This window comes from Armatimonas sp. (assembly GCF_043760365.1).
Taxonomy (GTDB): domain Bacteria; phylum Armatimonadota; class Armatimonadia; order Armatimonadales; family Armatimonadaceae; genus Armatimonas.
In genome coordinates, this window is sequence record NZ_JAYUPA010000677.1 from 1 (window position 1) to 11,192 (window position 11,192).

The 11,192-nt window shown below is 58.3% G+C and carries 11 protein-coding genes; 6 read left to right on the plus strand and 5 right to left on the minus strand.

Annotation, left to right across the window (positions count from 1 at the left end; genetic code table 11):
• From ACH2EH_RS15750 to ACH2EH_RS15775, 6 genes are all read left to right on the plus strand, one after another.
• The coding region (locus ACH2EH_RS15750) for an alpha-L-rhamnosidase C-terminal domain-containing protein (protein ID WP_395143025.1) at positions 1–611 on the plus strand (611 nt) is incomplete at its 5' end.
• Positions 608–1,798 (plus strand): AAA family ATPase, encoded by a 1,191-nt coding sequence (locus ACH2EH_RS15755; protein ID WP_395143027.1) that lies wholly within the window; start codon positions 608–610, stop codon positions 1,796–1,798. The genes ACH2EH_RS15750 and ACH2EH_RS15755, both read left to right, overlap by 4 nt.
• Entirely contained in the window at positions 1,791–2,429 is a 639-nt protein-coding gene (locus ACH2EH_RS15760; protein WP_395143029.1) for a DUF4276 family protein, read from the plus strand. Before ACH2EH_RS15755 ends, ACH2EH_RS15760 begins: the two co-directional genes overlap by 8 nt.
• A gap of 6 nt (positions 2,430–2,435) precedes the next feature.
• On the plus strand, positions 2,436–3,929 hold the full coding sequence (locus ACH2EH_RS15765; RefSeq protein ID WP_395143031.1) for a sugar ABC transporter ATP-binding protein: 1,494 nt from the start codon (positions 2,436–2,438) through the stop codon (positions 3,927–3,929).
• Positions 3,930–3,986: 57 nt separating this feature from the next.
• Positions 3,987–5,717: a YHYH protein gene (locus ACH2EH_RS15770; RefSeq protein ID WP_395143033.1), complete on the plus strand. Its 1,731-nt coding sequence runs from the start codon at positions 3,987–3,989 to the stop codon at positions 5,715–5,717.
• The gene (locus ACH2EH_RS15775) at positions 5,714–6,382 is read left to right on the plus strand and encodes a hypothetical protein (RefSeq protein WP_395143035.1); all 669 of its coding nucleotides are present in this window, start codon (positions 5,714–5,716) and stop codon (positions 6,380–6,382) included. The genes ACH2EH_RS15770 and ACH2EH_RS15775 overlap by 4 nt, the downstream gene beginning before the upstream one ends.
• Here the strand turns inward: ACH2EH_RS15775 and ACH2EH_RS15780 are convergent.
• The 5 genes from ACH2EH_RS15780 to ACH2EH_RS15800 all read right to left on the minus strand — a co-directional run.
• Positions 6,379–7,356, minus strand: coding sequence for an exo-alpha-sialidase (locus ACH2EH_RS15780; RefSeq protein WP_395143037.1), 978 nt, complete (start codon positions 7,354–7,356; stop codon positions 6,379–6,381). The genes ACH2EH_RS15775 and ACH2EH_RS15780 overlap by 4 nt on opposite strands.
• A 4-nt stretch (positions 7,357–7,360) precedes the next feature.
• The gene (locus ACH2EH_RS15785) at positions 7,361–8,032 is read right to left on the minus strand and encodes a hypothetical protein (RefSeq protein WP_395143039.1); all 672 of its coding nucleotides are present in this window, start codon (positions 8,030–8,032) and stop codon (positions 7,361–7,363) included.
• A gap of 254 nt (positions 8,033–8,286) precedes the next feature.
• Positions 8,287–9,216, minus strand: a complete 930-nt coding sequence (locus ACH2EH_RS15790) for a carbohydrate-binding family 9-like protein (RefSeq protein ID WP_395143041.1) — start codon at positions 9,214–9,216, stop codon at positions 8,287–8,289.
• Entirely contained in the window at positions 9,217–10,437 is a 1,221-nt protein-coding gene (locus ACH2EH_RS15795; RefSeq protein ID WP_395143043.1) for a S41 family peptidase, read from the minus strand.
• Between the two features lie 63 nt (positions 10,438–10,500).
• On the minus strand, positions 10,501–11,192 hold a 692-nt coding region (locus ACH2EH_RS15800; protein WP_395143045.1), incomplete at its 5' end, for an aldo/keto reductase.

Below are 11,192 nucleotides of genomic sequence, written 5' to 3' on the forward strand. Positions count from 1 at the left end.
CCCAGACGTTCTACGCGCTGGCGCTGGGCTGGGACATACTCCCCAAAGAGAAGCGAGCCGGGGCGCAGAAGCAGCTTGAAGCGCTGCTCGCCGCGAAGAAGAACCATCTCGCCACCGGCTTTATCGGGACACCGGTCCTACTCGTCGCCCTCGATGGTGTCGGCCGCGCCGATCTCGCCAATCAGCTTGTCCTCAACGACGACTACCCGTCGTGGCTGTATCAAGTCAAGCTCGGCTCCACGACCATGTGGGAGCGCTGGGACGGCTGGACGCCGGAGAAAGGTTTCCAGAGCCCGGGGATGAACAGCTTCAACCACTACTGGCTCGGCTGCGTCAGTGAATGGCTCACCACGGGCCTCGTGGGAATTGACACCGACGGCCCCGGCTGGAAGAAGCTCACCATCAAGCCGCGCTTCAACACCGCCCTCAATCACGCCAGCGCCAGCTACGACTCAATCCGTGGCAAAGTGTCGGCAAGCTGGAAGAAAAACGGCGGCAGTGCCACGGTGAATGTCACCATCCCCGCCAACACCACGGCTCGGCTAGAGCTCCCCGGCAAGACCGAGAACCTCAGCTCAGGGACTTACACGTTTACGGTAAAGCTGCCATGATAACTCGGGTTCGCGCCAAGAACTTCCGTAGTCTCGCTGATATTGATGTCACGCTAGGCCCACTCACCGTTCTGGTTGGAAAGAACGGTGCGGGAAAAAGTGCCTTTGTGGATGTATTGGGTTTCGTTCGTGATGCGCTAACGACTAGCTTCAGTGAGGCTTTAGGAAAACGCCAAGGAATGGAGCGACTGCGGTTTTCATCAGCGTTAGTAGAAGAAATGCTTCAGATTGGAATTGAAGTTGAAGAGCCTCGTTTGCCATTGAGAGGTATGCTTCACTTCTCCTTAGATATGCACAGTAACTTAATTTATGAACAGGGAAAGATATATACCGTAGAGCCGCTTGAAACGAGATCCCCAGTAGGAATGCCTGGCGATTTTACTGACTCTTATATGACAACTAATGGTGTGCTAATTGAAGAACCTAAAATTCAACTGTTTACGAGTGGTATGAATGTGTCCTCATCAAGTGCATTGCTAATGGACTTGTCTCGTCACAGTCATGAGTACCGTGTTCTTATGGATTTTCTCAGAGGTGTTGAAATATTTGATGTATCTTCTGAAGAAATGAGAAGTGTCCAGAATGATAGAGGTAATGAAATGCAGAATCATCAAGAATTTTTCTTGATCGAAAACAGGCAGATATTATTTAAGATGATTGAATTTAGTCTTTATGCTAGTTCCAGTAAGGGAGGCATATTATCTTTTCTTAAATTGATCGTACCAACAGTCACTGATATTCGTATGTCAAAATCAGCAGGGAATCTCGCGCCTGAAATTCAACATTCAGATGGAACTTGGAGGAATTTAAAACAAGAATCGGATGGTACAGTTCGGCTCTTAGGAATTCTTTGTGCTCTCTATCAAATTTTAGCTATACCGTATAAAAAACATACAACACTCATTATCGAAGAACCTGAGATTTCTATCTACCCTGAGTACCTGGAAGTGCTCGCAAATGTGATTCGTGAGGCATCGAAGGATCGGCAGATTATTATTACCACGCAGAGCCCGGACTTGATCTCCTGCTTTTCTGCGGATGAAATTCGAGTGGTGGAGAGCGTGGAGGGGCAGACGAAGATAGGGCCGTTGGGGGCGCACCAACGCGAGGTGCTGAACCAGGAATTATTCTCTCTCGGTGACTTATTGCGTGTCGAAGGACTCTGGCGGGATGATAGCGATGCCTAAGATTGTCCCCATCGTGGAGGGACTTGGGGAAGTGAAGGCATTACCAAACTTACTCTCTAAGATTCTTCGTGCTCAGCAATGCTACGATATTTTTCCCGATCAGCCTCTCAATGCGAATGGTGTAGGAAACCTGACCAAGCCCGGAGGGATTGAGCGGTTTGTACGCGCCGCTGCAACACGCCGGGACTGTGGCGCGATTCTGGTTCTCGTGGATGCTGATAGAGAGTGCGCTCTAGAGAGGCCACGCGATTTTTCGGCCCGCCTTCAGTCGCTAGTTCACTGCCCAATTGTGATTGTTGCCGCCAAGCGTATGTATGAGAACTGGATTCTTGCCAGTGCGGAAACGCTTCGTGGACAGCGACTCGATGAAGGTACGGTACTCTCGGAGGCGATTGAGCCTCGCGACGATGTGGAGTCCTACAATGGCAAGGGGGAACTCAAGTCTTGGCTTCCCGAGGGACGTGCCTATAATGAGCCAATAGATCAGCCCACCTTCACGCAACTTTTGGATATAGAGTTAGTGCACCAACGTTCACGTTCGTTCCGGCGGCTCTGGCATGCATTAGAAGAGGCAATTGAGGCGATTCGGACAGACACCGTAATCGTAACACCACAAAGTGAGAAGAGCTAGAGTAAAATGAGCGAGATTGTTATTCGTAGTGTTGGGGTGAGCAAGGCGTTTGGAGGCGTCACCGTGTTGGAGAATGCCTCCGTGGCCTTGCATGCGGGGGAGCTGCACGCACTGGTTGGGGAGAATGGGGCGGGCAAGTCCACGCTCGCTAAGGTCTTCGCCGGAGTGCATGCGCCGACGGCGGGGCATCTGGAGCGTGGCGGCAAGCAGGTGCACTTTTCCGGGACGCGCGATGCGGCGGCGCACGGCGTGGCACTGATTCCGCAAGAGCCGCAGACGTTTCCAGATCTGAGCGTGGCGGAGAATATCTTCATCGGGCGGCAGCCAGGCACAAAAGCCCTGGTGAGCTGGAAAGCGATGAACGACGAGGCCAAGCGATTACTCGACACTCTGGGTGTTGCGCTCGATCCCAAAGCGCCCGTGCGTGGGCTCTCGGTGGCGGACCGGCAGATGATTGAGCTGGCGGCGGCGCTCTCGCTGAACGCTAAAGTACTCATTTTCGATGAGACAACGGCCTCACTCACTCCTGGAGAAGTGGCACGGCTCGCGGAGATTATCGCACGCCTCAAGGCTGAGGGCTGCGCACTGGCGTTTATCGGGCACCGAATGGAGGAAGTCTTTTCGCTCTGCGAACGTATCTCCGTCTTGCGCGATGGAAAAGTTGTCGAGGCGGACTTGCCCATTGGCCAGACCAGTGTTCCGGACACGCTCCGCAAGATGGTCGGGCGGAACCTCTCCCCGGCTTCGTCCCTCAGCCACCCCTCTCCGGCAAGCGACGAGGGGAAGGTTTTGCTCGAAGCCCGAAAGCTCACGCGGCGCAAGAAGTTTTCGGACATCTCGCTGACCGTGCATGCAGGGGAGATTGTTGGGCTGGCCGGGCTGGTGGGCGCGGGGCGCACGGAAGTGGCACGGGCGCTATTTGGGCTCTTGCCGCTGGACTCGGGCGAGATCTTGGTCAATGGTGAGCGAGTACAAATCAAACATCCCGGTGACGCAATGAAGCGCGGCCTCGCGCTGGTGCCCGAGGATCGGCAGCTTCAAGGTGCGCTACTGCCCTGGAGCATCTGGCAGAACACGAGTCTGGCAAGCCTCAGCGGGGCCTGGCTCGCGCCGGGAAAAGAGCGGGAGTTGGCACAGAGCTGGCGAGAGAGCTTCGCGGTGCGCTGCCAGAGTGTGGAGCAGAGCCTCGCGGAGCTATCGGGAGGGAACCAGCAGAAAGTTGTCTTATCAAAGTGGCTGGCGACCAATCCGACAGTCTTGATCCTCGATGAGCCCACGCGTGGCGTGGACGTCGGGGCTAAAGCGCTGATCCACGACGAAATTCAAAAGCTCACACGGGAGGGACTTGGGGTGCTGTTGATCTCTTCCGATCTGCCTGAAGTCCTCGCCCTCGCCGATAGGGTGCTGGTGATGCGCGAGGGCAAGCTCGTGCGCGAGCTGAGCCGCGAAGAAGCCAACCCCGAGAGCGTGATTGCCGCCGCGACGGGGGCGGGGGCATAATGCAAAAATCCCTGTGGTCTTCATGCCTGCTTCATAAATTTCTTGTTTCATAAGCTCATGAGACGAATCCATGGAGTACTGCTCGTGTTGGTTTGCTGCCTAGGGAGCATCGTTGCCCATGCGCATCCGGGAGGGCACGAACATGACCTCCCCCTAGCAACTTCGGGGCGTACCTGGCACAACCAGGCGACAGGCGAGACCGTGACCGGCACCTTCTCGCACGCCCGTAAAGACACGGTCTATGTGCAGGGGAAACGGGGGCTGACGGCGATTCCACTGAGCCAGCTCGCGCCCCGTGACAAGCGCTATGCCCAGGGGATCACGGCGCGGATTCAGCAGCTCAACGCGAGCTTGCTTGCGGAAGTGACAGAATCGCGGCAAGCCAGTACAAGTGCGAAGCGTCCGGCGGCAGCGCTGGCCTTTGTGGCGTTTGCACCCAAGGTCAAAACGCGCTGGGACGAGCGCTATCTCTACGTGGAGTCCGATGGCTTGCCCGATCACCCGATGATGGTGGGCATCACGAGCTGGCAGCAGCAAGTGCCGCTTCCACAGAGCTACACCGGGAGCAATGCGTGGCGTGTTCCGCTTAGACCCGTGCCTGCCGCCAACCCGCTCTCAGCGAAGACGCACTTTTTCCGGGGCGCGATAGCCCTGGCGGCCAATGGGATTCCGATCTTCAATGCTCTGAATAACCGTGGTGCCGACTCGTTTTTGATTGGGGAGCTGGATGAGTTTGGCGGGCACTGTGGCCGCGCCGACGACTACCACTACCATATCGCACCGGTGAGCTTGCAGAAAACGGTCGGGCCGGACAAGCCCATCGGCTACGCGCTGGATGGCTATCCCCTCTATGGTTTGTTGGAGGCGGGGGGCAAGCCGGTCGGTAAGCTCGATGCCTTCAATGGCCACGAGACTCCTGCGCTGGGCTATCACTACCACGCGACCAAGACCTACCCCTATCTGAACGGTGGCTTCCATGGCGAGGTGACGGAAATTGAGGGCCAGGTAGACCCGCAGCCGCGTGCTCAGAGCGTCCGCCCCGATACCCCACCGCTGCGTGGGGCGAAGATCACGGCATTTTCCCAGCCCAAGCCGGGCAGCTACGCGCTGACCTACACCATCCAGGGCTTTACCTGCAAGATCAACTACCGGCAGGAGATTGATGGAAGCTACACCTTCGACTACATCAACCCTGAAGGCAAGGCGGTGACCATTAACTACCCGTCACGCCAGCGCGGAGGCGGAGGGGGGGGGCAGCGTGACGGACGGCGTGAGTCGGCTGCCCCAGAGATCATCCCCGCCAAACCGGGCGATTTTCAGCTCACGAGTTCTGTGGTGGCAAATGGCGGAAGCCTACCCGTGGACTACACCTGTGATGGGAGTAGTAGCTCGCCGCCGGTGGCGTGGAAGAATGCGCCCGCCGGAACCAAAGCTTTTGCCGTGATCATGCACCATTACCCTCCCGGCGAGACTGAGGAGCCGCATGTCTACTGGGTGATCTACAATATCCCTGTGGCCACCAAGACGGTTCCCCTAAACGATAGAGCGATTGGGGAGCGGGGAGTCAATACGGTCAACCGGCGTGCCCAGTACGCGCCACCGTGCTCGCAGGGGCCAGGGAAGAAGTGGTACATCCTGACCGTCTACGCCCTCTCGGATGAAGTAAAGCCAGACTCCAGCGCAAGTCGAGGCGTGACACGCGATGCGCTCTTGGCCGCGATGAAGGGCAAGATTCTGGCCACCTCAGTACTCAATGTCTCCTATGAAAGGCAGTCACAAAACCCATGAAAAAATACGCTCCCTATCTTGTTGGTGCCCTTGTTGGCGCCGCCGCGCTTGCGATTGCGCAGCCGCCGCGCCGGGGCGGGCAACCAGGCATTATCAAGCCTGAGATGTCTGACACGATCCAGGCCAATGTCTACGCCGACAACTGGTTTGCCCTGTACATCAATGGCAAGCTAGTCGCGGTTGATCCGATTGACTTTCTTCCCCACAATGTCGTCAATATCAGTATCTTGCCCGAGTACCCGATGACAGTCGCGGTGATCGCCAAGGACAACGCCGATCCCAAGACGGGTTTTGAGTACGGTGATTATGTGGGCGATGGTGGCTTCGTGATGAAGTTCAGTGATGGCACAGTGACGGACGCAAAGTGGAAAGTCAAGACGATTTTCTCCGGCCCACCCGTGAAAAATGAGCCTATCCCCGCGGGCTGGTTTCTGCCCAGCTTCGACGACAGCAAGTGGGCTAGTGCCACCGAGTACACCAACGAGCGCGTCAACCCCAAGAAACCCTACTACGACTACAACTTTGAGGGCGCAAAGTTTATCTGGAGCCGCGATCTAGACTTAGACAATACGATTCTCTTGCGCACCAAGATCGAGAAGCCCGGCTGGAAGCCCCGCTGGACCACCAAACCCGATTTGGATACCAGCAGCGCTCCGCTGCGCTAAACGAGCTTGCCGTGCCAGAAGTGGATTTGCTTTCGCTTCCAGGTGTAGGTAACCGCGAGCTCGTTCTTGCCGAGGGGGATGATGGCGGGGTAGGAGAACTCCATTTTTGGCTCGGTCTCGATATCCACAAAGCTGGGCCAGGTGATGCCATTATCAAACGAGAGGGCGATTCGGAGTGGCGTGCGTGCGGCCCAGTTCCCGACCACGGGGTTGTGGGCGAGGGCGAGCGTGCCATCGGGGAGGCGCGCGAGATCAATCCCGCTGTTGTTGTTGGGTAGCTTGGAGTCGTAGACCGGTTTCCAGGTGCGGCCATTATCGTCGGAGTCCGTGCGGGGGCAGTAGCCGCATGAGGACCGTAGGAGCGCGTGGAGCTTTCCGGGCGCGGATTCCCAGAGGGTTGCCTGAATAATCCCGTGTTTCTCCCCCAGCGCGGTGCGGTCTAGATTCGTCGTGCGCTGCCAGCTCTTGCCCTTATCTGAGGAGCGGTCGAAAAACGCCTCCCAGGTGCCTTGTTCACTCGATGCTCCGGCAAGCAGCGCCCCATCCGAGAGTAAGATCGGCTTGTTTTTTACCGGCCCGCGTCCGCCGGTATCGTCGCCAGGGATCAGCTCACGGGGCGCACTCCAGGTCTTGCCCGAGTCTCTTGAAGTGGTTGTCCAGGTCTTCCAGTGCGGAATGGTCGGCCCCGCTTTGAACCAAAGATGCAGAGTTTTGTCCGGCCCGTAGAACAGTACCGGGTTCCAGTGCGCTGTCTCGTCCACTTTGGCGACTCTAACCGGCGCACTCCAGGCACTCTTACTCCTCAAAGGTTTGTGCGAGAGCCAGATCCCGACATCGGGATGCTTTTCGTGCGTGCCGCCAAACCAGGCCGCCACGAGAGTCTTGCCACACAGCGCCACAGTGGAGGCGTGACACTCGGGGAAGGGAGTGTCGGTGTAGATCGGCTCCTGAGTAATCGTTTCCAGACGTTTCATGCTGTCATTGTACGCGAAAAACCCACGCTCGGCGGCGCAAGTCGAGCAACGTGATGGCAAGAGCAACCGGCCACCAGGGAAGCAGGGCCAGCAGGATCGCAAAGACCAGGCAGTTGGTGGCAAACGAGCCTAGCGCGTCCCAGCCACGCCGCGCCGCAAAAAGCCCTCCCAGTAGCTGAAGCACGGCAATGGCAAGAACCGGAGTCAGCGCGTGCGCCGTGACACTCACCAGCCAGCCCATGGTGGCAATCATAAGCCAAGTGCTCCGCCAGCCCACGTGCCGCTCTGGGCGGCAGTCAAACAAAGTTGTGAGCGGCTCGCACCCGGCGATCTGGCGGCGGTTGTAAGAAAGTAGACGATAAATCGGCCAGATCGTGGCCTTGAGCCAGCGCTGGCGCAAGATGGGCCGGAGCCACGCCGCCTTATGCCCGATCAGCAGAAAGAGCGCATCCAGGCCGTAGAGAATCTCTCCCGTCGTGCGGTCGACCAGCGGGATCGCGACACGTCCCCGCTCGACATCCAGCTTTCCAAAGATCTCGGGGCACTGCTTGGGAGCCTGTCCAAACGCAACCCGCCCCGCCCGTGGGAGTACCCCAAGGCGCACAAAGCCCTCAGTGTAGAGCTGGCACAGCGGGCAGCTATCGTCGTAGAGGATCACTTTCTCGGCAAGCATCACAGACTCCCTAATTCTTTAATTGAACGTGTTCATATTTAGAATATCGGTGATTGTGGTGCTTGTCAAGAGGCGTTTCTTGCCGCCGATTGGAAATCGGCGTCTGCAATGGCCTTCGGCCGCGAAGCCCGTGCCGGGCTAGCCTCCCCCAGCCTCGTGGAACTCGGCCACCCCCTCCGGCTTCGCGAAGGAAGGCATACTTGTAGCCCGGAACGGGCTTTGCGGCTGAGGAACGAAGCCACTGCAGACGCCGGTTTTCAACCGGCGGGGCGAATTCGGGAGTCGTGGGTGACGATGAGGTTTCCCTGGGTGGCGCTCCAGCCTTCAGGGCGTTTTTCGGCGCGGTAGAGCTCCATGAGGTGGCAGCGGGTCTCCCACTCGGGATCGGCGCGGAACGGGGCATCCGCAGTCGCTTCGAACTGGACATAGCCCCAGAACTCGGGGCGGTGCATGTCAATGGCCCACTGGGGGCTCCAGACCCAGTTGTGCTCGGGCGTGCTGGGGATTTTCTGGTACGGCGCGGGCACTTTTCCGGAGTTATCCACAGGCAAAGTCGAGTTATCCACAGGGTAGGGGAAGTTATCCACAGGCTCGATATCCCACTCGACCCGTGAGAAGTTCACCCGCCACTGCTGTCCGATAGTGGGACAGTCGCCGCCTTGAAGGGTTTTGAGGCCGCTCCAGGGCAGGGCAAGCTCTAGGGTCCAGCCATGGTCACGATCTCGGGCATCATTCAGGGTGCCAAAGACTTTCACGGCGGTTTTTATGCCCTCGATCTCCCACTCATTGAGCGCCGGGCCCCCATCGCGATACGGCTTGGGCAGGCGCAGATCCCACGTGGTGTTCAGCGCGTTCATCTCAAACTCGCCGTAGTCGTGGTTGTCGCCGTCGGGGTCCAGAAATACTTCAAAGTCGTTGTCGTAGAAGACCACGGAGTCGTGCTCGGTAAGCGTGGCCCAGATATCGGGCTCTTCCAGCTCAGCGGCGATATAAAAATACGTGTCGTCCCAGAGCATCTTCATGCGGGTACGAAAGCGTGGGGCGGGCCCCGCTTCGCCCTCGATGTCGAGAAAGTCATCGCTCCACGGCGCACTCTGCCAGACGGGCTTTGTCAGGTCGCCATCAATGACAATCGGCTCGTGGGCACGGGCGCAGACATAGCCTTTGGGGTGGGGATACGGGCACACCTATTTCAGAGCCTTGAGCGCCGCGACCACGCACGGGTCCGTGCCCTCGTCTTTTGTCGGAGTCGCGCTGGCAACTTCAACATCGGGTTTGATGGGATTCTTCTCTAAGCGAACACCGCGCGGGGTGATGTAGTCGCTGAGCGGGAGCTGGACTTCAAAGCCGGTGGGCAGAGGAAAGAAGATCGAGGTCAGCACCGCACCCGCCGACGGAAGTCCCACGAGCTTGGAGCCGCGCTCCTCTCGCAGCACCGACGAGACGATCTCGCTGGCACTGGCGGAGCCACGGTTGATGAGCACGATGACTTTTCCTTTGTAGGGAGCAATTTTGCGTGTCGTAGTTTTGCGGGTGGGGCCTTTCCACTTGGCCACTTCAATCGGATCGGTGCCGTCTTTGCCGGTCTTTTCTTTGTACTCCGCCGCCATCTCACGGGTCACACTGCTGCCGGTTGGGGTGCCCGGAGGCAGTAGCAGCGAGAGAAGGTGCGCGGAGTTGTTCACCAGCCCGCCGCCGTTGCTGCGTAGATCCACGATCAGTGCTTTCGCTTTGGCTGCCTGTGCAAAGAGCGCCTCGACTTCGGTCGGGTTATAGCCACGGGTGAAGCTGGGAAGCGTGAAGCGGGCCACGCCCGGCGCGGGCCAGGTGAGGGTGGGCTTGCGGTCAGTGGAGTAGGGCTTGCGCAAAAGCATCATGTGTTTCTGAGCGCCATCGCTCTTGCGCTTGATGGTCAGAAGGCTGGTCTCGCGGCCGTCTTGATCTACGCTGGTGGGATTTGTCACTGGCTGGCCCTCGACTTCGAGGATCACATCGCCTACCGCGAGTCCGATTCCGGCGGCGTGGCTGCCTGGAGCGAGTGTAGAGACTGTCAGACCAGCGGCGCTTGGGAGCATCGCCAGGCCGAAGCCGGTCGCTTGGCCCGTGCGTCGCTGCAGGGCGTTGGCTGGGGTCATGAGCCGAATATGGCTGATGCCAAAGTCCCGCAGGGCTAGGTTAACGGTGTTGGAGAAGGCACGCATGTCCTCGGCTTTATCCAGCTCGGGGCGGCGTTTCTCCAGCGCGGCGGGGAGCTTGCTGAAGTCCACGCCAGGCACAAAGGCGCGGCGGGCGATGGCTTGCTGGAGTGTCTCCAGCGTTTTGGTTTTGGCCTCGGCGGTGAGTGGCTGTGCAAACGTGGCAGCAGGAAGAAACGCAAGAAGCGTGGCAGTAAAAATAGAATTTCTCATAGCATTCGCATTGTAGCACCAGCCCGAGGGGATTCTCTCCTGGAGCAGGCCGACACACGCAAGTTAGTGGAACTTCCCGCTGGGCCAGGTGAGGCGCTGGACGGGCGCGAGAATGGTTTGAAGGGCCGCAATAGCCTCAGGATCGGGCACGGTTCCCACGACAGCAGCGTTCTGGCGCACTTGCTCCTCGCTTGTCATCCCCACCAGAGTTGTCGCAACCGGTGCGTTTTGGAGTGTCCAGGCCACAGCGAGCTCCGCCAGGGAGAAGTCGTTTGCTTTGCACCAGGCCAGTGCCTCAAGACAGGCAAGCCGGAGCGCTTCGGGTGCGGGGTGCCAGGGCTGCGGGCCGGAGTTCGAGAGCAGGCCCATAGCGAGCGGAGACGCGCCGATCACGCCGACCGATTTTTCATCTAAGTAAGGGATTAAATCCCAGAGACTATTATCATTGAGTGATGTATGGCAGTAGCTTAAAATAACGTCTAAATTTGACCTCTCTAACACTTTAGGGTAGATCGCTAGCGGCAGGCCGCTCACACCCACAAAGCGTACTTTCCCCGCCGTCACGCACTCCCGGAGCGTCGGGAGCGTCTCCTCCAGAATCTGATTAAAGTCCTCGGCGAACTCAATATCATGGCACAGAGCGATATCGAGCTGGTCGGTTCGAAGGCGGCGCAGGCTCTCGTCTATGCTCTGGCGCACGCGTGCTGCCGAGAAGTCAAAGTGTCCGCTGGGCTTTTGCGTGTCCGGGTAGCGGC

What these genes read in the sequence shown, in the direction of transcription:
- ACH2EH_RS15755 (WP_395143027.1), top strand. Translation starts at nt 608, where the DNA reads ATGATAACTCGGGTTCGCGCCAAGAACTTCCGTAGTCTCGCTGATATT.
- ACH2EH_RS15760 (WP_395143029.1), top strand. Translation starts at nt 1,791, where the DNA reads ATGCCTAAGATTGTCCCCATCGTGGAGGGACTTGGGGAAGTGAAGGCA.
- ACH2EH_RS15765 (WP_395143031.1), top strand. Translation starts at nt 2,436, where the DNA reads ATGAGCGAGATTGTTATTCGTAGTGTTGGGGTGAGCAAGGCGTTTGGA.
- ACH2EH_RS15770 (WP_395143033.1), top strand. Translation starts at nt 3,987, where the DNA reads ATGAGACGAATCCATGGAGTACTGCTCGTGTTGGTTTGCTGCCTAGGG.
- ACH2EH_RS15775 (WP_395143035.1), top strand. Translation starts at nt 5,714, where the DNA reads ATGAAAAAATACGCTCCCTATCTTGTTGGTGCCCTTGTTGGCGCCGCC.
- ACH2EH_RS15780 (WP_395143037.1), bottom strand. Translation starts at nt 7,356, where the DNA reads ATGAAACGTCTGGAAACGATTACTCAGGAGCCGATCTACACCGACACT.
- ACH2EH_RS15795 (WP_395143043.1), bottom strand. Translation starts at nt 10,437, where the DNA reads ATGAGAAATTCTATTTTTACTGCCACGCTTCTTGCGTTTCTTCCTGCT.